The organism is Ferrovibrio terrae (assembly GCF_007197755.1).
In the GTDB taxonomy this organism is placed as follows: Bacteria; Pseudomonadota; Alphaproteobacteria; order Ferrovibrionales; family Ferrovibrionaceae; genus Ferrovibrio; species Ferrovibrio terrae.
Genome location: NZ_CP041636.1, coordinates 80,863 through 105,793 on the forward strand (window position 1 = coordinate 80,863; position 24,931 = coordinate 105,793).

The following is a 24,931-nucleotide window of genomic DNA, read 5'->3' on the forward strand; positions in this document are numbered from 1 at the left end:
GTCCTTTTGAGATGATTGGGCGAGCGGTTGACGGACTTTTTTGTGGCGGCGACTATAGCGGCCCGTTCGCCGGACCGGCAACCCGCCTGTTCGCACTTGCAGCATAGACATTTGTATATCCCACCGATGGCCGATATCCGTGCCCTGAGCACCTTTTCCACACAGAACCGCAGCCAGATCCGCTACGTCCTGACCGATATCGACGACACGCTGACCACGCATGGTCGCCTGCCGGCGGCGGCCTATGCGGCGCTGGAGCGGCTGGAGGCCGCCGGCTTCAGGGTCATTCCCATCACGGGGCGGCCGGCCGGCTGGTGCGACCTGATCGCGCGATTCTGGCCGGTGGATGCCATCGTCGGTGAGAATGGCGCGCTCTACATGCGCTACGATCGCCAGGCGAAGAAAATGACGCGGCGTTTTTTCCAGACCGAGGCCGAGCGGGCCGCTGCGCGGGCCAAACTGACGGCTTTGTCGGAAACCATCCTGCGCGAGGTGCCGGGTACGGCGCTGGCCTCTGATCAGCAGTATCGCGAATGCGATCTCGCGGTCGACTTCTGCGAGGACGTGCCGCCGCTGCCGCAGGCCGCGATCGACAGGATCGTCGCGCTGTTCGAAGCGGCCGGCGCCACCGCCAAAGTCAGTTCGATTCATGTCAACGGCTGGTTCGGCCATTGGGACAAGCTCTCCATGACGCGCGTGCTGTTCGAGGAATGTTACGGGCTGGATCTGGACGCCGTGCGTGACCAGGTGGTGTTCGCCGGCGACAGCCCGAACGACGCCCCGATGTTCGGCTATTTCCCTTACAGCGTGGGCGTGGCGAATGTGCGGCCGTTCCTGGACCGCATCGCGGCCAAACCGGCCTTTATCGCCGATGGCGAAGGCGGCAGCGGCTTTGTCGAACTGGCCGACGCGCTGATCGCGGCGAGGACTTAGGCCGCTTTTGCCATCTTCGGCGGGCCGAACAGCAGACCCTGACCGAACGGGAAATTCAGCTCGGCGAGCTTCAGCAGCTCGCTTTCCTTCTCCACCTTGGCCAGCACCGGCAGCAGGTTGTGACGGCGGCAGATCTCGGCCAGATCGGCGGGATCGACCGAAGCCCTGGACACCACGGCCGGATCGGTGAAGCAGTCGGCGTTGAATTTCAGGAAGCGCACGCCGAGCTTGGCCATCGCGGGGTAATCAAGGTCGAGACGGCCGATGCCGTCGAAGGACAGCGCGAAGCCCAGTGCCGACAACTGGCCCAGACGATAGAGGCCGTTGCGGTCGAGGTCGCGCACGCCGTCATAGCTGAATTCCAGCACGATATTGGCGGCATGCTCGCGTTCGCGGGTGAGGAAATCGTAGAGCGGATTGAAGGTCTCGATCTGCGCCAGCATGTCGGGCGACAGGTTGAGGAAGAAGCCGACATCCTTGGCGCGCTGCTCCAGCTTGCGCACCATCTGCACGCCGCGCAGCAGCATCAGCGCGTCGAATTCGGCGCGCAGGCCGGCGGCATCCAGCGCCTGCAGACAGGCGGCGGCAGGATAGGACTTGCCGTCGGCATCGCGCGGGCGGGCCAGCAGCTCGAAGAAGCGGATACGGCGCTGCGGCAGGGTGACGATCGGCTGCACATGCAGCTCGACGCGGTTGTTGTTCAGCGCATCGCGTACGGCATCCAGCAGGGTGCCGTCATCCTGCGGCACGGCGGCGCGCAGCGGGTCGGGCACGGTCAGGCGCGGTTCGTTGGCCGGCGGCGTATCCGTGGCCACCAGATGCGGACGGGTCTGCACCGCGTCGGGCGCCACCTCAATCATGGTCGGCACGGCTTCCTGGTCGCGCAGGCGCAGCACTTCCTCGGCCAGGTCCTCGATTTCAGCAAGCAGACGCTTCTGCACCTTGCGGCGCAGCAGAATCTCACGCGCCGCCCAGAAGGTCATCAGCAGGCCGAGCGCCAGGATGCCGGGATGCTGCTGCGCCAGGCCCGGCACCAGCCGGGTCAGTGACACACCGGCGACCAGTGCGATCAGCGACAGCGCGGCGAAGGTGAGCAGGGTCGGCATCGAGAAGCCTCCAGGGGCAGGCAACAAGCTGCTGCCCGACCGGGTTAATAACGCTATAGTTAAGCCTGAGGTGCGTTAATGGAGGCTGAATCAGGAGCGGCCACAGCATGGACACAGAGAATCAAGCGGTTAGCAGGTTGCAGATGCCCTCGATGCGGCGCCGGCTGGTCGGGACGATCGCTTCCCTGCCGCTGATCGCCGCCGCCCTGGTGGCGCTCGGCCCCTTCGGCAGCAACGTGCAGGCCCAGCAGATGAGCAAACGGGGAGGCGCCACCGGCATGACCGCGCATGATTTCGAACTGACCGGGATCGACGGCACGCCGATGCCGCTGAAGCAGTACAAGGGCAAGGTGGTGCTGCTGGTCAACACCGCCTCGCAATGCGGCTTCACCCCGCAATATGCCGACCTGGAAAAGGTCTATAAACAGTATCGCCAGCGCGGCCTGGTCGTGCTCGGCGTGCCGTCGAACGATTTCGGCGGCCAGGAGCCGGGCACCGCGGCGCAGATCAAGGAATTCTGCGAGGTGAATTTCGACATCGATTTCCCGCTCACTGAGAAGCAGGCCGTGAAGGGTCCGCAGGCGCATCCGCTCTACCGCTGGATTGCCGCCGAACTGGGCGAGGACGCGCTGCCGAAATGGAATTTCCACAAATACCTGATCGGCGCCGACGGCCGGCTGATCGAGGGCTTTGCCACGCCGGTGAAACCGACGGATGCCAAGGTCACCACCGCCATCGAAATAGCCCTGCTCAAGGCGAAGGCCGGGGCTTGACGCTTACCTTCCCCGTCGCAATCCCGTAAAGCTGCCGCCATGAACTACCGTCACGCCTTTCATGCCGGCAATTTCGGCGACGTGCTCAAGCATGTCGTGCTGCTGGAACTGCTGGATGCTTTGCACCGCAAGCCCAATCCGGTGCATCTGATCGACACCCATGCCGGCATCGGCCTCTACGATCTCGCCGCCGACGAGGCGCAGCGCAGCGGAGAGTATCGCTTCGGCATTGGCGCGGTGCTGTCCGATCCGCAGGCGGCGAAACTCCTGCCGCGCTACTGGGATGTGCTGCAGCGGCTGAACCCCGAGCTGAAAGCCGGCGGCAGCGGGTTGCGGCGCTATCCCGGTTCGCCCTGGCTGCTGCAGGACAGCGTACGCGCCGGCGACCGCGTGTCGCTCTGCGAATTGCATCCGCAGGATGCCGAGACGCTGAAATACAATATCGGCCGCGATCCGGCCGTGGCGATCCATCATCGCGACGGCTTCGAGGCACTGAAGGCGCTGACGCCGCCGACGCCGCGGCGGGGACTTGCCCTGATCGACCCGGCGTTTGAGGCGAAGGATGAATTCGACACGCTGACCAGGGCCGTGCTGCTGGCGCATCAGCGCTGGGCCACCGGGCAGCTGGCGGTGTGGTATCCGATCAAGGACCAGAAAAGCATCGACAGCTGGAAGGCCTCGCTGGCGCGGCAGCTGAAGGTCGAGACGCTGTGCATCGAACTGACGGTGCGGCCGGCGAAAGACGCGAAGCAGATGAACGGCACCGGCCTGCTGGTGATCAATCCGCCCTGGCAGCTGGGCGAAACCCTGAAGCCGATGCTGGACTTCCTGAAAAGCCGCATGGCGCGCGAAAGCGGCGCGGCGGCGAAGATCACGAGTTTGGTGAAAGCTTCATAAACACAATCGTCATGCTCGGGCCCGGCGGCTTTGCCGCCATGCATATGCTTTCGCGCAAAGCGCGATGGCCGAGCATCTCATGCCAAATGGCGAAAGGCCCTCGGATCAAGTCCGAGGGCGACGCGTTTTTTAATGAATCGTTCCCGATGGCGGATCGAGATCATCGTCGTCGTCATCCTCGTCATCGAGGTCGTCGTCGAGATCCTGGTCTTCGTCGTCATTCGCGCCGGTCGGCGGGGTCGCCACCGGGCCAGCCTGGTGATGGCTGAGCCGCCAGGCCTTGCCCTCGCGCACGAACAGGTTGGAGGCGATCAGATACTGGTCCTCCACCTTCTCGAAGCAGATCACCAGCGCGACATCGCCCCAGAGCGTGACGCGCGGCCCCATCATCTGCAGCGCCGGCTGCGACGGGTTGGACAGGATGCGGCGCCAGCCTTCCAGCACAGCTTCGCGGCCCATCAGCGGCGGCCAGCCCGGATGGATGCAGACCACGGGCGCCTTCTTGGCCCACAGCTCTTCCATGGCGGTCACGTCACGCGAGGCGAACGCCCGGTAGAAGGCGGCGTTGGTGTCGAGCAGGGCGGTTTCGTCGTCAGGCGGCGGCGTCGGCATGCCGCCAGTTTAGAATGCGACCGCGCAGCTTGGTAGTGCCTTGCACCCACTCCTTTGGGATGCTTCCCTCAGGATATGGCCAAGCCTGCCGCGAAAAAGCCCGACTATGCCGTCCTGATGGTCTGCACCGGCAACATCTGCCGTTCGCCCACCGCCGACGGCCTGCTGCGCCATGCCTTGCAGGCGGCCGGGCTGAGCGACCGGGTGCTGGTCGATTCCGCCGGCACGCATGACTACCATATCGGCGACCCGCCCGACCGCCGCAGCGTTGCCACCGCGCAGCGCTACGGCGTAGATCTGGCCGAGTTGCGCGCCCGGCAGGTGACAGAAGCCGATTTCGCCAGCTTCGACCTGGTGCTGGCGATGGATGACGGGCATTACCGTCAGCTGCTGCGGCTCTGCCCACCGCAATACCGCGACCGGGTTAAACTCTATCTGTCCTATGCGCCGCAATTCGGCCGCGACGTGCCGGACCCCTATTACGGCAAGGGTGATGGTTTCGAGAAGGTCTGGCAGATGTGCCAGGCCGTGACCGATGCGCTGGTCACGGACATCCGCAGCCGCCTGCGCTGAAAACGCCTCAGGCCGCGCGGCCTTCCAACCGCCGCTGCATCGCCAGCATGCCCTGTTCCATCATGCCCTCGATGGCCGGCTTCAGGTCGGCCGGCAGCAGATCGGCGCGCCAGACCACACGGCAACGGCCCGGCCCATCATCGATCACCTCGAAAGACGCATTGTGATGGGTCAGGCGACCGCCGACCACCGCATAGGCAAGCCGCCGCCCTGCATCGTCGACATCCACGATCACCTCGCGCGCAACCATGCCGTTGCCGAAGGTGACGATACGCGCCGCGCCGCCTTCCTCCATGCGGCAGTCGGTGACGAAGCCCGGCGCCAGCCGATGCACGGCACCAACATCGCGAAACGCGGCCCAGACGCTGTCGATACCGGCGGCAATCGGCATTTCCTTACGGATGGTCGGCATGAATGCTGCTCCTTCTCAAGCTGCCCAGATCAGCTTTTCTGGCTGCAATAGGCTTCGATCCGGTAACCGTCCGGGTCGATCGCGAAAGCGGCATAGTAATTGTCGCCGTAATCGGCCCGCAGGCCCGCCGGGCCGTTATCCTTGCCGCCCTGCGCCAGTGCGGCAGCATGAAAGGCCGCGACGCTTTTGCGGCTCGGCGCATCGAAGCAGAAATGCAGGCCCGAGGCCATGTCGGCCGGCACCGGCCGGTCGGTCTGGCTGATCCACAGCACCACCGCCCCATTGTCAGCTTCTGGACCATAGCCGAGTGACCCTTCGCCCTCGCTGAGGCAGGTATAGCCAAGCGGCTTCAGCACGGCGTCGTAAAACGCCTTGGTCTTCGCCGTGTCGCGAACACCGATGGACACGTGATTGAGCATTATTTTCTCCTGCAAACTTTCTGGCAAATTTCCGGCAGCAGTCCGCGCCGGGGGCACACCATGCCCCGGTCTCCGGTTCCCGGGCTTGGGGAAAATTGCTATTCTTGGCCCCATGCCCGAACTGTCCGACATCGCCTCTGCCGTCCAGCCGGCCAACCCTGTGCCGGCCGCACGCGTCATCGCGCGCGACGCGGACTGGACGCTGAACGAGTTCGTCTGCCGGGCCGGGCCGCAGGATCGCCCCTTCGAGGAACGGCATGCCAGCGTGGCCATCGCCGCGGTGCTGGAAGGGTCTTTCCAGTATCGTTGCGACAGCGGCCGCGCCCTGCTCTATCCCGGCGCGGTGATGCTGGGAAATATTGGTGCCTGCTATGAATGCGGCCATGAACATGGCAGTGGCGACCGCTGCGTCAGCCTGCAGTTCAGTCCGGCGCTGTTCGAAGAGATCGCTGCCAGCACGGCGAGCAACAGCCGCTTCCGCTTTTCGGCCGCGATGCTGCCGGCGCTGAAATCGCTCAACCGGCCGATGGCGGAAATGGCAGCGCTGGCTGCCAGCCCCCGCCTGCCCGATCGCATGGCGGTAGAAGAACTGGCCATCGACATGGCGGAAGCCGTGGTGCAGGCCGCGGCCGGTGGCAATGCCCGCTCGGTCCTGCTGTCGCCGGCCGACAGCCGCCGCATCAGCCGCGTGCTGCGCCATATCGAAATCCATGCTGCCGAGCCGTTGGACCTGACGACGCTGGCGGCTGTCGCCTGCATGAGCAAATACCATTTCCTGCGCAGCTTCCGGCGCAGCACCGGCGTGACGCCGCATCAGTATCTGCTCGGCCTGCGACTGCGCCGGGCGGCGCAGCAGCTGTGCAACAGCACCGCGCCGGTCAGCAGCATTGCCTTCGATGCCGGCTTCGGTGATCTGTCGACGTTCAACGCCGGCTTCCGCGCGCAATTTGGCGCCAGCCCCGGACATTTCCGCGCCGCCCACGGCCGGTTGATTGCCGCCTGACGGAATACACTCAATCTAATATGTGCGGTTCAGCCCCACCGGCCCGATCCGCATAGTGATCGAAAAATTATTTCTTTTTCCGGCCAGCATCGCTTACAAGGGCGCGGTTACGCCCATTTTATTTCAGGATCAGACGCCATGCGCGGTTACGTTTTCGCTCTCGCCCTGCTGATTGCCACTGCCACGCCGTTCTTTGCCGCGCAGGCGCAGGACAGCATTGCGGCCGCCACTGAAGCCTGCATGCGTGATATCCGCAGCGGCCTGAAGGCTGGTCAGAAGCTGACCGAGCAGCAGCGCATGGTGGCCGAGACGCAGTGCCGCGCCCGCGCCGAACAGTCGGCGCAGCCCGTCAAGAAGTAATCGCGGTTTTCCCGGCGAGGCTTTTCGGCGCTGGCCCACCGGTGGCCCAGTCGAGTAGCTGCACCGTATGCAGCACCGGCTGATTCAGCCCTGAACTGATCTGTACCAGACATCCGATATTGCCGGCCGCCACTGCATCCGCATTGGTCGAGGCGATATTCTTCACCTTGCGGTCGCGCAACTGCGCCGACAATTCCGGCTGCAGCAGATTGTAAGTGCCCGCCGAGCCACAGCACAGATGCGCTTCCGGCACATCCTTCACTGTGAAGCCAGCCTGGCTGAGCAACTGCTTGGGCAAAGCCGTGATCTTCTGGCCATGCTGCAGTGAACAGGCGCTGTGATAGGCCACCGTCACGGCCGGCAGCCCGGCGACGGGCTTCAGGCCGAGATCATGCATCACCTCGGTGATGTCCCTGGTCAGCGCGCCAATCTTCGCCGCCCTGTCTGCCCAGGCTGGATCGCTGCGCAGCATGAAGCCGTAGTCTTTCACGGTGGTGCCGCAACCCGAGGCATTGATCACCACCGCATCCAGTCCCTCGCCCTCGAGTTCGGCGGTCCAGGCGGCAATATTCGCTTTCGCCTTGGCATGGGCGTCGTCCTCCTTGCCCATATGATGTGTCAACGCCCCGCAGCAGCCGGCCCCCTGCGCGACTACCACCTCGCAGCCATGCCGCGTCAGCAGGCGAATTGTGGCAGCATTGATCTCGGGGTCGAGCACGCGCTGGGCGCAGCCGGTCAGCATCGCCACGCGCATGCGCCGTTCGCCCCCGGCTTTGAACACCTGCGGGCGATCCACGTCGGACGCCGGCGGTAATGATGCCGGCGCCAGCGCCACCATGGCTTTCAGTTTCTTCGGCAACATAAAGGCAAACAGCTTGCCGACCTTCGCGAGGCGCAGGCTGAAGCGGAACAGCCCGGGATTGGGCAGCACGCGCGCCAGCACGTTGCGCAGCAGCCGGTCCATCAGCGGACGTTTGTAAGTCTCTTCGATATGCGCGCGGGCATGATCGACCAGATGCATGTAGTTCACACTGCTCGGGCAGGTCGTCATGCAACTGAGGCAGGACAGGCAGCGATCGACATGGCGCACGGTTTCTTCCGTGGCGTCCTGTCCGCCCTCCAGCATCTGCTTGATCAGGTAAATGCGGCCCCTGGGGGAGTCGCGCTCATCGCCGAGCAGCACATAGGTCGGGCAGGTCGCGGTGCAGAAGCCGCAATGCACGCATTTGCGCAGAATCTCGTTCGACGCGGCAATGCCGGGATCGGCGAGCTGGGCAAGGGTGAAGGAGGTTTGCATGGCTCAGGCTCCCGCGCTGGGCGCCATGCGGCCCGGATTGAGGATATTCATCGGATCGAAGCTGTCCTTCACGCGACGCGACAGCGCGGCCAAAGCTTCCGGCTGCGGCTGGAACACCGGCACGGCGGCGCGTGTGGCGAGATCGGCGCGGAACAGCATGGCATGGCCGCCGCCCTGCGCGGCCACCGCATTGCGCACCAGTGCGGCATGGGCGTCGTGTGCGTGCGGCAGCGTCAGCCAGATCAGGCCGCCGGCCCAGTCGTAGAAGAACCGCGCATCCGGCTCTGCCGCCGTGATGGTGGCAGTGACAATCGGCCCGTTCATCGGCGGCACCGACAGGCGCCACAGCACGCGATCCTGCGGCAGGGCAAAGGCAGCCACATCGCGAATTTCACGCCACAGCCAGGCTGAATTCATCGAATGCAGTTCTTCCAGCGGGCCATAACCGCCGAGCAGGTCACGCAACGCCTCGCAGCGCGCCTTCACCGACACATCCGTGCCCTCGATGCGGATCGCGGTGATGGCGGTGCCCGCCTTGGCGACATAGCCGACGCCGGATTGCGCGGCGATGCCGGCCGGCAGATGAGCCAGACCCGCCACTTCATGCGGCGAGGTGGCGGCGGCCGACAGCGCCTGAATTGCTTTCGTGTCGTCGAGGCCGAAGATCAGCACGGTGCGAGTCTTTTCCGGCGCAGGCAGCACCTTCAGCGTCACTTCGGTGAGCGCCACCAGCGTGCCGTAGGCGCCGCAGACCAGCTTCGGCAGGTCGTAGCCGGTGACGTTCTTCACGACTTTCGCGCCGGCCTTGAATATCTCGCCACGCCCGGACACGCCGGCAAAGCCGAGCAGATGATCGCGCACCGCACCAGCCTTGAAGCGACGCGGACCGGCGAGGTTGCAACCGATCGCGCCACCGATGGTGCCGCGTGAAGCAGGCCCGCCCCAGAGCGGGCCGTAGTCGGGCGGCTCAAAGGCCAGCATCTGGTTGCTGGCGCCGAGCAGTTTCTCGACATCGGAGACCAGCGTGCCCGGCCGCAGGGTCAGCACCAGCTCGGCGGCTTCGTAGTCCAGAATCCCGCTGAGCCGACCGATATCCAGCGCATATTCCGTCTGCGCCGGGCGGCCGAGGCCGGCCTTGCTGCGATGGCCATGCAGGCTGAGCGGCTTGCCTTCGGCGGCCGCCCATTTGATCAGATCGGCAACGTCGGTGGTGCCCGAGGGAATGAAGGTTTCAGGCATGGTTCAGAATCTCGGCAGATCCGGAAAGGCCAGCTGCCCCTTATGCACATGCATGCGTCCGAGTTCGGCGCAACGATGCAGCACGGGGAAGACCTTGCCGGGATTGAGGCGGTGGTTGGGATCGAAGGCGCATTTGACGCGCATCTGCTGTGCCAGATCGGCCTCGCTGAACATTGCCGGCATCAGGTCGCGCTTTTCCACGCCCACGCCATGCTCGCCGGTCAGCACGCCGCCAACCTCGACGCAGAGCCGCAGGATATCAGCACCGAATTCCTCGGCGCGCGCCAGTTCGCCCGGATTGTTGGCATCGTAGAGGATCAGCGGATGCAGGTTGCCGTCGCCGGCATGGAACACATTTGCCACGCGCAGGCCGTATTTTTCCGACAGCTGTCCCATGCGGGTCAGCACCAGCGGCAGGGTCTTGCGCGGGATGGTGCCGTCCATGCAGAGGTAATCCGGCGAGATGCGACCGACCGCGGGGAATGCCGCCTTGCGCCCGGCCCAGAACGCCAGCCGCTCGTCTTCGTTCTGCGACACGCGCAAGGACACCGAGCCGCAGCGTTCGGCGATGTCCTTCACGCGCAGCAGCAGGTCATCCACTTCCGCCGGCGGGCCATCCAGCTCGATGATCAACAGCGCTTCGACATCGCGCGGATAGCCGGCATGGACAAAATCCTCCGCCGCGTGAATGGCGGGGCGATCCATCATTTCCATGCCGCCGGGGATGATGCCCGACGCGATGATCCGCGCCACGCAGTTGCCGGCCGACTCTGACGTGGGGAAGCCGGCCAGCACGGCGCGCTGCGTTGTCGGCTTGGGGAGAATCCGCACCGTCACTTCGGTGATGACGCCGAGCAGGCCTTCCGAACCGCAGATGATGCCCATCAGGTCATAGCCTTCGGCATCGAGATGCTTGCCGCCCAGCCGCACGATGTCGCCGTTCATCAGCACCATTTCGACGCCGAGAATGTTGTTGGTGGTCAGGCCGTATTTCAGGCAATGCACGCCGCCGGAATTCTCCGCCACATTGCCGCCGATGGTGCAGGCGATCTGGCTGCTCGGGTCCGGCGCATAGTAGAAACCGCGATGCTCGACCGCGCGGGTGATGCCGAGATTGGTGACGCCGGGCTGCACCACGGCGCAGCGGTTGTCCCAGTCGATATCCAGCACCTTGTTGAACTTGCCAAGACCCAGCAGCACGCCATCGGCCAGCGGCAGCGCACCGCCCGACAGCGACGTGCCGGCGCCGCGCGGTACGATCTTCACGCCGCGCGCGTTGCAGAGCTTCATCACCTCGGCCACCTGCTGCACGTTGCTGGGCAACACGGCCACCAGCGGCAACTGACGATAGGCGGTCAGCCCGTCGCATTCGAAGGCGCGCAGGGATGTCTCGTCGGCGATCACGCCCTCGCCCGGCACGATGCGGCGGAGTGCTGCGATCAGGTCGAGCCGCTGGGCGATGATGTCCTGTTCCGGCGCCGGCATCAGCATGGCGTTACCCCTTTTTCTTCTGGGCTGGTTGCGCAGCCTGATAGCGCGCGGCGGCACCTGCGATATGGCGGCGCGCCGCAAACCCTGCCGCTTCGGCATTGCCCTGCAGGATGGCTTTCACGAGGTCGAGATGTTCGGCCTGCGCGGCCAGGGTGCTGCCGCTCTGGCGCGCCTCGGGCTGCCAGGTCAGCCGGCGAGTGGCGGAAAAGTGCTGCGCCAGAAACGCGGCGAACTGCGCCAGATAGGGGTTATGCGCCGCCGTCGCGATGGCGGCATGGAAGGCATCATCGGCATCGGCACCGTCTCCGCCCTGCTCCAGCGCCTGCTGCATCTGCATGAAGGCAGCATCGAGGGCTGCGATATCGGCCTTGGTGCGGCGCTGCGCCGCCAGCTCGGCCATGCCGACCTCGATCACGCCGCGCAGTTCGAAGACATGGGCGAGATCAGCCGTGTCGAGCTGGCCGGTCCCCTTACTCTGGGCGACAATGCGGAAATTGGCCAGGCCGGGTTTCGCCGCCACGAAGGCACCGGAGCCCTGCCGGCTCTCGACAAAACCGTCGGTCTTCAGCCGGGCGATCGCCTCGCGCACCACGGCGCGGCTGACCGCAAACCGCTCGACCAGCTGCTTTTCGGTCGGCAGCCGGTCGCCGGGGCCAAGGTCGCCGGCATGAATCAGGGCCGCCAGCCGTCCGGCCAGCGTGGCGCTCAGGCCGGTCGCCCGGGGCAGCTCGGAGTCGGTCGGCAGGGGCGGGGTCGTCATGGGATAAATTTGTCAGGTTGTCTGACAAATTTATACAGCCAGGCGCATCTCAGGGCAAAACAAAACGGCCCGGCTGCAGAGCAGCCGGGCCGTTTGAAAAACCGGACAAACCGGGGCGTTCGGCCCCAGTCTGATTAACCCTGGCGCGCCTTGAAGCGCGGGTTGGTCTTGTTGATCACGTAGACGCGGCCCTTGCGGCGCACGACGCGGCAATCGCGGTGGCGGCCCTTGGCCGACTTGAGGGAATTCACGACCTTCATGATACCTGACCTCAGTAACGAAAAACCGGACGCAGTCTTCACCCGCCCGGCGGAAAAGTGGGCCGGAACATACCGGCGGGTCCCCGGACTGTCAACCGGGAAACCCACCCGAAATGGCCCGGCCCGCAGAAGAGCTAAAGCCTTAGAATTCCTGCCAATCCTCGCCGCTTGCAGGCGCCGCCGCAGGGGCAGCCGGAGTCGCCTTGCGCTGCGCTGGTGCCGGGCTGCGCGGGGCTGCAGCCTGGGCAGCAGCAGGCATGCCGCCCGCCACCTTGAAGAAGCCGACCAGTTCGGCGAGCTGCCCGGCCTGGGTATTCAGGCTCTGGGCGGCGGCCGTGGTTTCTTCCACCAGGGCTGCGTTGCGCTGGGTCATTTCGTCCATGCTGCCCACGGCGGTGTTGATCTGGTCGAGGCCGGTGGCCTGCTCGCGCGAGGCGGCCGCGATCTCGGCGACGATATCGCTCACCTTCTTGATGGCGTTGACGATGTCGGTCAGCGAGCCGCCGGTCTGGTTGACCAGCGTGGCACCGGTCTTGACCTGCGCATTGGATTCCGAGATCAGCGATTTGATGTCCTTCGAGGCATTGGCAGACCGCTGCGCCAGCGCGCGCACTTCCTGCGCGACAACGGCAAAGCCCTTGCCGGCTTCACCGGCACGCGCCGCTTCGACAGACGCATTCAATGCCAGCAGATTGGTCTGGAACGCGATCTCGTCGATCAGGCCGACGATGTCGCTGATCTTCTGTGCGCTTGCCTCGATCTGCGTCACGGCGGTGACCGCATCCCGGACCACGCTGCCGCCCTTTTCGGCGGTGTCGCGCGCGGCGACCGCCAGCTGGTTGGCTGCCTGCGCATTGTCCGCATTCTGCTTCACCGTGGTGGTGATCTCGTGCATCGAGGCAGCGGTTTCCTCGATCGAAGCGGCCTGCGATTCCGTGCGCTGCGCCAGGTCCTGGCTGCCGGTCGAGATTTCGGTCGACGCCGCCTTCACCGACTGCGTCGTTTGGGTCAGGCGACCGGCAAACTCACGCAGGCGCTCGGCCATGCCGTTGGCGCTGGATTTCAGCTGACCAAACACGCCGTGATATTCGCCCCGCACGCTGCGCGTCACGTCGCCATGCGCCATGGCGCCCATCACCTCAGCCAGTTCGCCGGCCATGGTCTGCAGCGTGGCCGCCAGACGGTTGAGCTCCTGGCTGGTGGACAGGAAGAAGCCATCCTTGCCGCTTTCATTGATCCGGCCGGTCAGATCGCCATCGGCCACTTTGTTGACCAGCGCGGCAATCTCCTCGCCGGCAGCCTTCTCGCGCGCCTGCTGCTCGATGCGGCGGCGTTCGGCTTCCTCGCGCTGCTGCGCGATCTCGGATTCGGCGGCCTCGCGGGCAATCATGCTGTCCTTGAACACCTGCACGGCCTTGGCCATTTCGCCGATCTCGTCGCGGCGTTCGCTGCCGGTCACTGCAACACCCGTATCGCCGGTCGCCAGCGTATTCATCACGCCGGTGATGCGGCTGATCGGCCGCGTCAGGGTGGCAATGACGATATAGAGTGCCAGCGCGACCGACACGGCAATCGCGGCAACAGTGATCGTGATCAGCAGCGGACGCTGAGCATTGTAATAGGTGGTCAGTCCGGTGCTGACTTCGACCACGCGTTCGGCATTGCGCTTGGTGACGCCGTCGATCAGGCGATTGACCGCCTGGCGGTTGGCGCGGTTGGTGTCGTTGTCGCCGTATTCGCGTGCCTCGCCCGGCTTGCCCTCAAGGCCGAGCCTGGCCAGTTCGCGACGGAACTGGATGAACTGGTTGACCGTGGCGATGAACTGCTTGGCCTCATCGCTGTTGCCGGCCTGCGGGCCGAGCAGAGCAGCCCAGTCCTTCAGCACGGTTTCGATTTCACCGGTAAAGCGGACGATACCGGCCGAATAGGGTCGGGCGGCAGCGGGGTCGGCTGACATGTAGACGCCACGGGAATCCATCACCACGGCATAGACCAGGGCATTGAGCCGCTCGCCGTACTGGGTCTGCTTGGCGATGCTTTCCATGACGTTGGTCTGGCGCTCGAAGCGGTCGAGGGAAATGACACCCATCGTGCCAATGGCGGCGGCGGCAATGGCGAGCAGCGCAACGACAGCGAGTACCCGGGGACCGATTTTCAGGTTCGACGCAAACGACATGGGACTTCCCCCCAGTTTATTCAGCGAGACTCACAATTGAGATATTCTGCCACAAATATTTGAAAATCCGAGGTTAACAATCAGATACACCGGATTTCCCAAATATCTGGACGCCGTTTCACCCCTACGCGCAACCTTTAAAAGGGCACATCTCCGGATTGAATTGTATACGGATCATCCTGATTTCGCCGGATGCGGGCAGGAGCGACCGGCCAAACCTCCCGCCGGTCGTCAGGCCCGAAACGGGCCATAATCATTCCGGCACGAACCGCATCCCCCCTCCCGGACGTTCGGCTATACTTTCCAGGCACTGTTCAGGAAATTCAGCGCCTTAACGTCCCGCCCTCCCGCGTTGCCACGCGCCAGCACACCGAGTTATGAGCCAAGCCCCCACGCCCCCCACCACTCCGGCCATCACTCCGGTCGGTACTTTCGCGCCATTCCAGCACCGGACGTTCCGGCTGTTCTGGACGGCTTCGCTGATCTCGAATATCGGCGTGCTGGTCCAGACCATCGGCGCCAGCTGGGTCATGATGACCATCAGCGGATCGGCCAGCCTGGTCGCGCTCGTCCAGGGCATGAATGCGCTGCCTGTCATGCTCTTTGCCCTGGCGGCGGGCGCGCTGGCCGACAATTTCGACCGCCGCCATGTCATGCTCGGTGCCCAAGTCGCGATGCTGGTCTTTTCGCTCATCCTGGCCGCTGCGGTGTATTTCGACTGGATCACACCCTGGCTGCTGCTCGGGCTGACCTTCCTGATCGGTACGGGCTCGGCGATCAACAACCCGTCCTGGCAGGCCAGCGTCCGCGATACCGTGCCGCGCGACACCCTCTCGGCCGCCGTGATCCTCAACAACATGGGTTTCAACGCCACGCGCAGCATCGGTCCCGCCATCGGCGGCACCATCGTCGCCACGCTGGGTGTCACGCTGTCCTTCCTCTTCAACGCATTCACCTACCTGCCGATCATCTGGGTTCTGGCGAAATGGAAACCCGACACGGCGAAGTCGGATCTGCCCCGCGAGGACTTCCTCAGCGCCATGTCGGCCGGCCTGCGTTATGTGTCGATGTCACCGCAGATCATGGTCGTGCTGTTCAGGACCATCCTGTTCAGTTCCTGCGCGGTGTCGGTGCTGGCCCTGCTGCCTGTCGTCGCACGCGACCTGCTCGGTGCGGGCGCGCTGACCTATGGCGGCCTGCTCGGCACTTTCGGCGTCGGCGCCATTCTGGGCGCCCTGATCAATGCCCGCGTGCGCCGGATGCTGACGGATGAAACCATCACGCGGGCGGCCTGCCTGATCTCGATGGCCGCGACCGTCACGCTCGGCCTCAGCAGCAATATCTATCTCAGCTTTGTCGCGCTCATTCCGGCCGGCGCCTGCTGGGTGATCACGCTGTCGCTGTTCAATATCTCGGTGCAGCTCTCGGCGCCGCGCTGGGTGGTCGGCCGCGCCATCGCGCTTTACCAGGTGACCAATTTCGGCGGCCTGGCCATCGGCAGCTGGCTCTGGGGCTCACTCGCCGATGCCCATAGCGTGTCGACCGCGCTGGTCACGGGTGGCCTTGGCCTGCTGCTCTGCGCGGCTGCAGGTTTGCGCTTCACTTTACAGAATGTCGTCTCGGTCGACCTCGACCCGCTGGGCCAGTTCCAGGCCCCCGCCACCGGGCTGGACATCAAACCGCAGAGCGGCCCGATTTTCGTGATGGTGGAATACCGCATCCGCCATCAGGACGTGGACGAGTTTCTCGCCGTGATGACGCGCCGCCGCCGCATCCGCTTACGCGACGGCGCGCAGCGCTGGGCGCTGCTGCGCCATGTCGAGGATACCGAGTTGTGGACGGAGTCCTATCACGTCCCGACCTGGCTGGACTATATCCGGCACAATTCGCGGCGCACCAAGGCGGATGCCGAAGTGATGGAACAGCTGCGCAAACTGCATCAGGGCGAAGGCCCGCGCGTGCATCGCTGGATCGAGCGTCAGACGGTGCCGCCGACCGAAGACATCCTGCTCAAGCACAATCCGGAACTGCCTTAAATTCGGGAAAGTGTTTCGGGAGACTCTGCAACCACTAACCGAGCCGGAAGAAGCGCACCAGCGTGGCCAGTTCGGCGGCCTGACTCGCCAGCGCCTGCGCGGAGGCTGAAGTCTCTTCCACCAGGGCGCCATTGCGCTGGGTCATTTCGTCCATGCTGCCGACAGCCGTGTTGATCTGGTCGAGACCGGTGGCCTGCTCGCGCGAAGCGGCAGCGATCTCGGCAACGATATCCGACACTTTCTTGATCGCCGTGACGATCTCGGTCAGCGACGTGCCGGTCTGATTGACGAGCGCGGCGCCGGTCCTGACCTGCACATTAGATTCCGCAATCAGCGCCTTGATGTCCTTCGAGGCATTGGCCGAGCGCTGCGCCAGTCCACGCACCTCCTGTGCCACCACGGCAAACCCCTTGCCGGCCTCGCCGGCGCGGGCGGCTTCCACCGAGGCGTTGAGTGCCAGCAGATTGGTCTGGAAGGCGATCTCGTCGATCAGACCGACGATATCGGCAATCTTGCGGGCGCTGTCCTCGATGCGGCTGACCGCGGCAACGGCATCACTCACCACACTGCCGCCCTTTTCGGCGGTATCGCGCGCCGCCACCGCCAGCTGGTTGGCGGCCTGGGCGTTGTCGGCGTTATGCTTCACCGTGGTCGTGATCTCATGCATCGAAGCCGCAGTTTCCTCGATGGAGGCCGCCTGGCTTTCAGTCCGGCTTGCCAGATCCTGGCTGCCGGTCGAAATTTCAGCCGAAGCCGTCTTTACCGCCTCGGCGTTTTCCGCCAGTCGCCGGGCAAAGTCGCGCAGGCGTTCGGCCATGCCATTGGCGCTGTCCCTGAGCCGGCCGAATACGCCCTGATACTCGCCGCTGACTTCCCTCGTCAAATCTCCGGTACTCAATGCTCCAGTGACTTCGGCAAGCTGGCCGGTCACAGCATTTGTCCGGGCAATCATGTCGTTGACCGACTGGCCGACACGCTGCATCACGCCACTCAGTCCGGCCAGTTCGACGCGCCGCGAAAGATCGCCTTCCGCGGCTGCGGCCACCACCTGGCCTATGGCCTGCTCGAAGCGCCGTTCCTGTGCCTCGCGGTCGGCCGCAAACTGCGCCCGTTCGACTTCCTGGGCACGCTCAAGGTCAAGTTTCTCCTCTGCGCCGCGTTTGAACACGGCCACTGCACGTGCCATCTCGCCGACCTCGTCGCGACGTTCCTGGTATGGCAACGCTGTCTGCAGATCGCCCGCCGATACCCGCTGCATCACATCTGTCATGGCGGTGATCGGCGTGGATATGCTGCGGCCGAAGAACCAGGCAACCGCAGCACCCACCAGCACCGCGGCCAGCCCGATGGCAATCGTGATCAGATGCGCGCGAGAGACAGTGGCCGTATAGTCGGTAGAATCCATGACAATGACGACGGAACCAAACGGCTTGTCGGAATAATCGCGCACGGCACCGATCAGCATGGTGCGTGGACCAGCGGTCGTATCGGCCCGCCGCACGATCATCTGACCACCCAGAGCCGCAGATAAATCCTCCGGACGCGTGAGAGCTGCATCCTCGAAAGTGCCGGCAAACCGCTTCATGCCGTCCTTATCCTGGACGAACAGCGCCACATCTACGCCGTAGCGCTGCTTGAAGCTGTCGAAGAAGAACTGGCCGAAGGACATACCGAACTCGAAAGAGCCGATATGCTTTCCATCATGCAGCATTGGTACCATGCCGCGCACACCCAACCCCTCGACACCGAATTCGAGCCCCTGAGTCGGCTTCCTGCTGGCGTTGGTCGCAACGACGGTGTGGCGGAAGGACGACAGGTCGTCGCCGAAGCGGTCCGGCCGGTGCACGCGCAGGAAGGACGTTGCCGGCGGTGTGTGGAACTGCATCTGCACTGCGCCGTAATCCTTGCGCAGCGCCTGGAAGGACGGCACGAGCATCTTGGCGAGCCGGTCGCGCTCTCCGGCCGCCATCGCAGCCTGCACATCCGGCATATTCGCCACCAGGGCGCTGAGCGCCGTGGCTTTGGCGGCTTCAGCGCCGACGGCCGCAGTGATGTTTTCGTAATAGCTGCGCAGTTCGCGCTGTTCGGCCCGGTCGACCAGGCCATCCATGACGAACAGCGACGGCGCGACTGCAGCTATCACGGCCATGGCAGAAACGACGACAATGCAGGCGACAAGTCGCCCACGCAAACGCATGGTCTTCAGCATGATCCCCCCGAATCAGTGCTAACGCCAACCTGACCGGTTGGCGCTTTGTCAGGCGGCGGCAGACACCGACGGCACGCCGCGGCTGAACAGGCGGTTCACGTCGAGCAGCGCGACCATGCGGTCTTCATGCGTCGCCAGTGCGCTGAGGAAAGTGTGTTCCTCGTCGGCAGCCGTGGCCGGCACCGGCTGCAAAGCCGAGGCGTCGAGCGCGAGAATGTCGGACACGGTATCGACCAGCAGACCGACCGACTCGCTGCCGATCTCGACGACGATGACGACATTGGCGCTGGTCGCCTGGGTCACGCCGCCGCCGAGGCGGACGCGCAGATCGAAGATCGGCACCACGGCGCCGCGCAGGTTGATGACACCGCGCACGAAGGGCGGCGTGTTGGGCAGCGGCGTCACGTCGGTCCATGCGCGGATTTCGCGAACGCTGAGCAGGTCGAGGCCGTAATTCTGGTCGCCGATGGTGAAGGTGAGCACTTCCTGGCTACCGCCGAGAAGAGCACCGGCCCTGTCGGCAGTGGCGGGCAGAGCGGAAGCCGAAACGGTCGCGGGCATGGACATGGACTGGCACCTTCTGTTGTCGCGCGGGTCGCTCTTCTGCGGCGGCGCCTCGAAATCTGGTTAGAAACGCCGCCCCCGGTAACAAAGGACGGCGCATGCCCGGTGGGGCGAGTGCTATGGCTGAACCCTTCGGCGATCGGAACCGGCAGCAGGCCTGACGCGCCCGCCACTTCAGGGAAACCATAAATATGATTGGCAAATTTCCGGTAAAGCTGCAAACGGAATCGGGCTTAACGCCCGAGTGTTATCAAGTGTTTAGCACTCTGAGGCGACTCCCCTACCAAAGCTAGTGGCGAGTTCAGAAAACCAACTCAACGAGTTGTGGTCCCCGGGTTTCGAGAGCCGCGGCGAAAGCCCGGCTGAAATCGCCCATCTCGGTGACGCGGACGGCGGAAACGCCATGCCCCTTGGCCAGGGCCACCCAGTCCGGGTCGGGGCGGTCGAGCGTCAGCATGTCGACGGCGCGCGGCCCCGGATTGGCCACACCCACATTGGTGAGTTCGCCGCGCAGGATGTTGTAGGTGCGGTTGGCAAAAATCACGACGGTGATGTTGAGCTGCTCGCGCGCCATGCTCCACAGCGCCTGCAGCGTATAGAAGGCGCTGCCGTCGCCGGTCAGCGCCACCACCTTCCGGTCAGGACAGGCCACAGCGCAGCCGACCGCCATCGGCAGGCTGTAGCCGATCGAGCCGCCCATATTCTGCAGCCAGTCATGCGGACCCGAGGCTTCGCTGGCCGCGAAGATGCCGCGCCCCGAGGTCAGCGATTCATCCAGCACGATCGCATGGTCAGGAATCAGCGCGGCGATGGCGGCGGCGATCTTTTCCACGCTGACGCCGCCCTCGGGCAGCGCCGGCTCAGGCAGCGGCGCGGGCCCCTCGACCTTCCCTTTCGGCGCCTTCAGTGCATCGGCCAGGCGCTCCAGCGCATCGAGCAGATCGTCATCCACGTCCGCGACCGGCGTGATGCGACAGTGATCGGGCGTCAGCAGGCTGGGCTGGTCCGGATAGGCGAAGAAAGCGACCGGACGGCGGCAGCCGACCAGCACCATCTCGTCGGTGTCTTTCAGATAGGCCAGCGCCTGCGACAGGATATAGGGCACACGGCCGACGCGCGGCAGGTCGCCGCCGCGTTCCATGCGCGCACTGGCGCCGGGATTGGAAAGTCTGCAGCCGGTAACCGCGGCGATGCGCGCAGCCACCTCGAGGCAGGGCCGCAACAGGCCATGGCCGCCAAGCACCAGCATGCCGCGCGACCCGGCTTTCTTCAGCGCCGCAGCAGCAGCGATGATCGCGCTGTCGTCCACCCTGGCGCGCGGCGGCGGTGCCACGGCCGGCGCCGGGCCGGTCACCTCGGTCCAGGCGGTATCCGCCGGCAGCACCATGGTGGCGATCTTGCCTGACCCGCTGCGTGCCACCGTCACCGCTTCGGCGCCCAGCTTGGCCACGTCATGTGCGGCCTTGGCGCGGCCGATCCATTGCGAGACCGGACGGGCGATGCCGTCGATATCCGAGGTCAGCGGCGCATCATACTGCAGATGATAGGTGGCATGTTCGCCCACCACGTTGACGATGCCGGAATTGGCCTTACGCGCGTTGTGCAGGTTGGCCAGGCCATTGGCGAGGCCGGGGCCGAGATGCAGCAGCGTCGCCGCCGGCTTGTGCAGCATGCGCCAGTAGCCGTCGGCCGCGCCGGTCACCACGTTTTCCTGCAGGCCAAGCACGCAACGGATGCCGGGCACATGATCGAGCGCCGCGACGAAGTGCATCTCGGAGGTGCCGGGATTGGCGAAGCAGGTATCGACGCCGGAAGCAACCAGGGTGCGGACGAGGCTTTCAGCGCCGTTCATGAATATCTCCACATCTTCGATCCGATTGATGAAATCAGATCGTCAGCATGGGGAGCAAGGCTCTGACGCCCGGAAAACTCAGCCCGCCTTAAAAAAGCTCACCAGTTCCGCCAGACGCTGCGCTTCGCCGGCCAGCGACTGCGCCGAGGCCGAAGTCTGTTCGACCAATGCGCCGTTGCGCTGCGTCATTTCGTCCATCTGGCCGACCGCCGTGTTGACCTGCTCCAGACCCGTGGCCTGCTCGCGCGAGGCCGCGGCGATCTCGGCAACGATGTCGCTCACCTTCTTGATGGAACTCACGATCTCGGTCAGCGACTGACCGGTCTGGTTCACCAGCGCAGCCCCGGTCTTGACCTGACTGTTCGATTCCGAGATCAGCGCCTTGATGTCCTTCGACGCATTGGCGGAACGCTGCGCCAGCGCACGCACTTCCTGCGCCACCACGGCAAAGCCCTTGCCGGCTTCACCGGCGCGAGCTGCCTCCACCGAAGCATTGAGTGCCAGCAGGTTGGTCTGGAACGCGATTTCGTCGATCAGGCCGACGATGTCGGAAATCTTCTGTGCACTGGTTTCGATCTGCGTGACCGCCGAGACCGCATTGGCCACCACGCTGCCGCCCTTCTCTGCGGTGTCGCGCGCCACCACTGCCAGCTGATTGGCAGCCTGGGCGTTGTCGGCATTCTGTTTCACGGTGGTGGTTATTTCGTGCATCGACGCGGCCGTCTCTTCGATGCTGGCGGCCTGCGATTCCGTGCGGCTGGCCAGATCCTGGCTGCCGGATGAAATTTCCCCCGAGGCATCGCGCACGGTGCGCGCGGTCTCGCTCAGTCGGCCGGCGATGTCGGTCAGCTTCTCGGCCGTGCCGTTCGCATCGTTCTGGATGCGGGCGAACACACCGGAAAAATCACCACTGATGCGCCGCGACAGATCGCCGTCGGTCATGCCTGCCAGCATGGCGCTGATCTGCTGCAGTGAGTTGTCGGTCACCGTGAGCAGACGATTGATCCCCTCGGCGATGCGGCCGACCGCGCCATTCAGGTTGGCTGTTTCGATACGATCGCCCAGATGCCCGCGCACGGCAGCATCGATGACCTTGGCCACCGAGCGGTCGAGGGCTTCCTCCTGACGCGCGCGATCCGCTTCGTTGCGCTCGCGTTCAGCGAGCTGTTCGGCCTGGGCCTGGCTGCGTTCGAGCTGCAGCGCCTGATTCTGCACGATCTGCGCCTTGAAGATGTCGAGGCTGCGGGCGATATCGCCAACTTCGTCACCGCGCTGAAGGCTCGGGATGACCACATCCTGCCGGCCACCGACCAGGTCGGTGATGGTGGCGGTGATCTTGCGCAGCGGCCGGCTGACCAGCAGCATCGTGCCGAGCATCAGCGCCACCATGAGCGCCAGCAGCAATCCGCCACCGAGGACGACGGCACGCTGTGAATCACGCGCGTAGCCGGCCTCAAGGTTGGCCAGGCTGAGCGCCAGTGCCATCGTTCCGACATACTCCTTGTCGCGTCCGGCAGTGACCGGCACGGCGACGATATAATGCGTGGCACTGATCGCCGAGACCGGCTGACCGGATTTCAGCGTCTGCACCAGCGCCGGCGTGATCAGGTTCGCCACCTCGCGGTTGGGCGGGAAAGCCTTGCTCTCGAATTCAAGAATGACTTTCTGGCCGACATCGAACACTACCGCATTGGCCAGCGCAGAGCCCTCGAACTGCGCCAGGCTTTCCAGCGCCGGCTGGATCGTCTCCGGCTTGTTCCAGCGTACGCCGCCGGAAATCTGCTGGGCCACCAGTGTAGCCAACTGCTGATTGCTGTTGCGAAAATCGGCAAGCGTTGCCTCCAGCCGCAGTTTCAACTGCAGGAACACCGTGCCGCCAACCATCACACACAGGATCAGGGCGATGACCAGGCCGAGTTTAACGGCCAGACTGAGCCGCAAGCCACTCCGCTTTCCGCCTGTCATCGCCGCCCCTGTCGTCACGCTTGAATTCTGCATTACATGTCCATCAGCATTTCGACATCCAGCCCAACAGTCACCGCGCCGATCACGGCCCCGCCGTCGACAATCGAGATGCTGACCTGGGTCTGGAATTTCTGGGTCGATTCATCCTTGTCGACCTTGTCCACGAACACGGCCGTCGGACCGACCGAGAAGGTCTTCTGCCACTTGGCCTCGTCGCCCTGCCAGTAATCCGAGGTCACGTCGCTCTGACCGACATTCAGCCCCTTGTTGTCCATGACGAAGATTTCGGTGACCAGGCCCTTGCCCTCGGCTTCCTTCTTTTTCAGGAAAGCGGAAAGAACATTTCCCATCACCTCGTTGATCAGGGGTTTGGCGGACGCCTTGGTTTCGGCGCGCCACTGCTTGTCGAGCGCATCGATCTTGTCCTGCGACAGATCGGCGTGTTTGACGTTCTGCGCCTTCACCGCCGCAATCACGACAGGATCCTTCATCCATTCGCGCAGGGTTTTTTCGGCCCAGGCCTGCGCCTTGGGAACATGCTTGTCCTGTGCGGAAGCCGGCGCAGCAAATGTCAGCGGCATGGCTGCGGCGAGAACCAGCGCGATCATGCGGAATGCGAGATGCAGTTTCATTTTTCCGTCCCCTCTTTGCGGTGCTTAGTCGAACCGATCTGATCGGCGCGAATTGCAGCCATTCGTATTCTTATTGTGTCTGTCTGGGACATTAATAAAGGGTAATGCGGCGCAAAAGCCTGCGTCGCTCGCTCCGTGTGCGGCGCACAAAATATCTAAGGCTGTGGAACCGCTCTGTAACAGCGAACTTCAGCGTGCAGTCCACCGCATCGCGCTTCGCCCATCTGGCTTAAGAGCGTGACTGCAACTCAGTCGCTGTTGAGGCTGTGCGAGTTTCCGCGCGTAGCGAAACTCAGACGGTGGCGATGGGTGAAGACGGCGAGCCGACCGCGCCGGTGAGATTGAGTGGCGGCGCGGTGAGCAGGAAGCGGTTGCGTTTGTGCTCTTTCAGATAGGCGGCCAGTTCGGACAGATACCACAATTCGCCCAGCGGCACGCCGAGCTTGAACAGGCAGTGTTCATGCAGCGGCAGCATGGCGTGGCTGCCCTCGGCATCTTTTGCAGGCAAACCCTCGACTGCGTAATTGTCGGCGATCAGGCAGCTCACCTTGCTGTCGGTGATCCAGTTGCGCAGTCTGGCGTCGCGGCCGTCGATCACGGCGCAGGAATTCTCCAGCCGGTGATGATCCGGCTTGCGACCCATCGACATCAGCACCTCGCCGAAGCCGGTGTAGAAGCAGAGCATGTCGCCCTGCTCGACCTCGACCTTCTGCTTGTCCATCGCCTTCATCAGCAGGTCGTAGCCGACCCAGGTGCGCGCATCGCCGCACTCGTCATGCAGGTTGACCAGCACGCCACGCCCCTGCAGGCCATGCCGGGCGAAATTATGGATGCCGAGCGCTTCGGTGCCTTTCGACGGAAAGCGCTCCAGCCGCGGCTCACCGACGCCGCGATCCTCGACATCGGGAATGTCGCTGCCGCCGCGCCAGCCGTTGTAGAAGACGCGCTCGGGCTTGCCGTCGCCATCGGCATCGAACATCGAGCCGATATGGGCGAAACTGTCCCATTGCGTGGAATACTGCAGATAGAGCAAAGCGGCATCGTCGCTGGAGACATCGGTGACGCGCGGATCGAACAGGCCGAGCGGCAGCGCCATGTTCGGCCGGCCTTCACGCACGACGGCAAACAGCTGCGGCGGGAAGCGGCGCGGATTGAGCAGATTGCCACCGGGATATTCGAGCGGCAGCGACAGGCAGAAGGTGCGGCCCTCACGCACTTCGGCGATGCCCTGCTTCACCTTCTCGGCCGTGATCCAGTTAACGCGGCCGATGCGGTCATCGGCACCGAACTCACCCCAGTTCGACCCGTCCGGGCGGTTGGTCCAGCGCTTCGTCATGTCGCGTCCCCAAATAAGGTGATGGC

At 64.4% G+C, this 24,931-nt stretch carries 23 protein-coding genes; 7 read left to right on the forward strand and 16 right to left on the reverse strand.

Annotation, left to right across the window (positions count from 1 at the left end):
* The first annotated feature begins 126 nt into the window (after positions 1–126).
* A complete protein-coding gene (locus FNB15_RS00385) occupies positions 127–933 on the forward strand; it encodes an HAD-IIB family hydrolase (RefSeq protein ID WP_144066815.1) in 807 nt (268 codons plus the stop codon).
* On the opposite strand, the gene FNB15_RS00390 is transcribed toward FNB15_RS00385, so the two are convergent.
* Positions 930–2,039, reverse strand: coding sequence for an EAL domain-containing protein (locus tag FNB15_RS00390; protein ID WP_144066816.1), 1,110 nt, complete (start codon positions 2,037–2,039; stop codon positions 930–932). The two genes, FNB15_RS00385 and FNB15_RS00390, sit on opposite strands and share 4 nt — an antisense overlap.
* 143 nt (positions 2,040–2,182) lie before the next feature.
* Here FNB15_RS00390 and FNB15_RS00395 point away from each other — a divergent pair, with 143 nt between their 5' ends.
* The gene (locus FNB15_RS00395; RefSeq protein WP_281287790.1) at positions 2,183–2,812 is read left to right on the forward strand and encodes a glutathione peroxidase; all 630 of its coding nucleotides are present in this window, start codon (positions 2,183–2,185) and stop codon (positions 2,810–2,812) included.
* 39 nt (positions 2,813–2,851) lie between these two features.
* On the forward strand, positions 2,852–3,709 hold the full coding sequence (locus FNB15_RS00400; protein WP_144066817.1) for a 23S rRNA (adenine(2030)-N(6))-methyltransferase RlmJ: 858 nt from the start codon (positions 2,852–2,854) through the stop codon (positions 3,707–3,709).
* Between the two features lie 129 nt (positions 3,710–3,838).
* Here FNB15_RS00400 and FNB15_RS00405 read toward each other — a convergent pair whose 3' ends face one another.
* Positions 3,839–4,321 carry a nuclear transport factor 2 family protein gene (locus tag FNB15_RS00405; protein WP_144066818.1) on the reverse strand — a complete coding sequence of 161 codons (483 nt, stop codon included), beginning with the start codon at positions 4,319–4,321 and terminating at the stop codon, positions 3,839–3,841.
* A gap of 75 nt (positions 4,322–4,396) precedes the next feature.
* On the opposite strand from FNB15_RS00405, the gene FNB15_RS00410 reads away from it, so the two are divergent.
* Positions 4,397–4,894 carry a low molecular weight protein-tyrosine-phosphatase gene (locus FNB15_RS00410; protein WP_144066819.1) on the forward strand — a complete coding sequence of 166 codons (498 nt, stop codon included), beginning with the start codon at positions 4,397–4,399 and terminating at the stop codon, positions 4,892–4,894.
* Positions 4,895–4,901: 7 nt separating this feature from the next.
* On the opposite strand, the gene FNB15_RS00415 is transcribed toward FNB15_RS00410, so the two are convergent.
* On the reverse strand, positions 4,902–5,306 hold the full coding sequence (locus FNB15_RS00415) for an SRPBCC family protein (protein ID WP_144066820.1): 405 nt from the start codon (positions 5,304–5,306) through the stop codon (positions 4,902–4,904).
* Positions 5,307–5,335: 29 nt separating this feature from the next.
* Positions 5,336–5,725 carry a VOC family protein gene (locus tag FNB15_RS00420; RefSeq protein WP_144066821.1) on the reverse strand — a complete coding sequence of 130 codons (390 nt, stop codon included), beginning with the start codon at positions 5,723–5,725 and terminating at the stop codon, positions 5,336–5,338.
* 112 nt (positions 5,726–5,837) lie between these two features.
* Between FNB15_RS00420 and FNB15_RS00425 the strand changes: the two genes are divergently transcribed.
* A complete protein-coding gene (locus FNB15_RS00425; protein WP_144066822.1) occupies positions 5,838–6,728 on the forward strand; it encodes an AraC family transcriptional regulator in 891 nt (296 codons plus the stop codon).
* Positions 6,729–6,866: 138 nt separating this feature from the next.
* A complete protein-coding gene (locus FNB15_RS00430; protein ID WP_144066823.1) occupies positions 6,867–7,088 on the forward strand; it encodes a hypothetical protein in 222 nt (73 codons plus the stop codon).
* Here FNB15_RS00430 and glcF read toward each other — a convergent pair.
* From glcF to FNB15_RS00460, 6 genes are all read right to left on the reverse strand, one after another.
* Positions 7,078–8,385, reverse strand: coding sequence for a glycolate oxidase subunit GlcF (gene glcF, locus FNB15_RS00435; RefSeq protein WP_144066824.1), 1,308 nt, complete (start codon positions 8,383–8,385; stop codon positions 7,078–7,080). The two genes, FNB15_RS00430 and glcF, sit on opposite strands and share 11 nt — an antisense overlap.
* A 3-nt stretch (positions 8,386–8,388) precedes the next feature.
* Positions 8,389–9,624, reverse strand: coding sequence for a glycolate oxidase subunit GlcE (glcE, locus tag FNB15_RS00440; RefSeq protein WP_144066825.1), 1,236 nt, complete (start codon positions 9,622–9,624; stop codon positions 8,389–8,391).
* Positions 9,625–9,627: 3 nt separating this feature from the next.
* Positions 9,628–11,115 carry an FAD-linked oxidase C-terminal domain-containing protein gene (locus FNB15_RS00445; protein WP_144066826.1) on the reverse strand — a complete coding sequence of 496 codons (1,488 nt, stop codon included), beginning with the start codon at positions 11,113–11,115 and terminating at the stop codon, positions 9,628–9,630.
* A 4-nt stretch (positions 11,116–11,119) separates the two neighbouring features.
* A complete protein-coding gene (locus FNB15_RS00450) occupies positions 11,120–11,875 on the reverse strand; it encodes a FadR/GntR family transcriptional regulator (RefSeq protein WP_144066827.1) in 756 nt (251 codons plus the stop codon).
* Positions 11,876–12,009: 134 nt separating this feature from the next.
* On the reverse strand, positions 12,010–12,135 hold the full coding sequence (gene ykgO / locus FNB15_RS00455; RefSeq protein WP_144066828.1) for a type B 50S ribosomal protein L36: 126 nt from the start codon (positions 12,133–12,135) through the stop codon (positions 12,010–12,012).
* Positions 12,136–12,277: 142 nt separating this feature from the next.
* On the reverse strand, positions 12,278–14,311 hold the full coding sequence (locus FNB15_RS00460) for a methyl-accepting chemotaxis protein (protein ID WP_144066829.1): 2,034 nt from the start codon (positions 14,309–14,311) through the stop codon (positions 12,278–12,280).
* A gap of 377 nt (positions 14,312–14,688) precedes the next feature.
* Here FNB15_RS00460 and FNB15_RS00465 point away from each other — a divergent pair, with 377 nt between their 5' ends.
* Entirely contained in the window at positions 14,689–16,347 is a 1,659-nt protein-coding gene (locus tag FNB15_RS00465) for an MFS transporter (RefSeq protein ID WP_144066830.1), read from the forward strand.
* Between the two features lie 34 nt (positions 16,348–16,381).
* Here the strand turns inward: FNB15_RS00465 and FNB15_RS00470 are convergent, their stop codons facing one another.
* From FNB15_RS00470 to FNB15_RS00495, 6 genes are all read right to left on the reverse strand, one after another.
* Complete coding sequence (locus FNB15_RS00470) at positions 16,382–18,556, reverse strand: methyl-accepting chemotaxis protein (protein ID WP_144066831.1); 2,175 nt, start codon at positions 18,554–18,556, stop codon at positions 16,382–16,384.
* A gap of 48 nt (positions 18,557–18,604) precedes the next feature.
* Entirely contained in the window at positions 18,605–19,123 is a 519-nt protein-coding gene (locus tag FNB15_RS00475; protein WP_221932707.1) for a chemotaxis protein CheW, read from the reverse strand.
* Positions 19,124–19,421: 298 nt separating this feature from the next.
* Complete coding sequence (locus tag FNB15_RS00480; RefSeq protein ID WP_144066832.1) at positions 19,422–20,972, reverse strand: acetolactate synthase large subunit; 1,551 nt, start codon at positions 20,970–20,972, stop codon at positions 19,422–19,424.
* Between the two features lie 78 nt (positions 20,973–21,050).
* Positions 21,051–22,913, reverse strand: coding sequence for a methyl-accepting chemotaxis protein (locus FNB15_RS00485; RefSeq protein WP_185973653.1), 1,863 nt, complete (start codon positions 22,911–22,913; stop codon positions 21,051–21,053).
* Between the two features lie 56 nt (positions 22,914–22,969).
* Entirely contained in the window at positions 22,970–23,569 is a 600-nt protein-coding gene (locus tag FNB15_RS00490) for a hypothetical protein (RefSeq protein WP_221932708.1), read from the reverse strand.
* Between the two features lie 292 nt (positions 23,570–23,861).
* Positions 23,862–24,905 (reverse strand): cyclase family protein, encoded by a 1,044-nt coding sequence (locus tag FNB15_RS00495; protein WP_144066834.1) that lies wholly within the window; start codon positions 24,903–24,905, stop codon positions 23,862–23,864.
* Between the last annotated feature and the right edge of the window lie 26 nt (positions 24,906–24,931).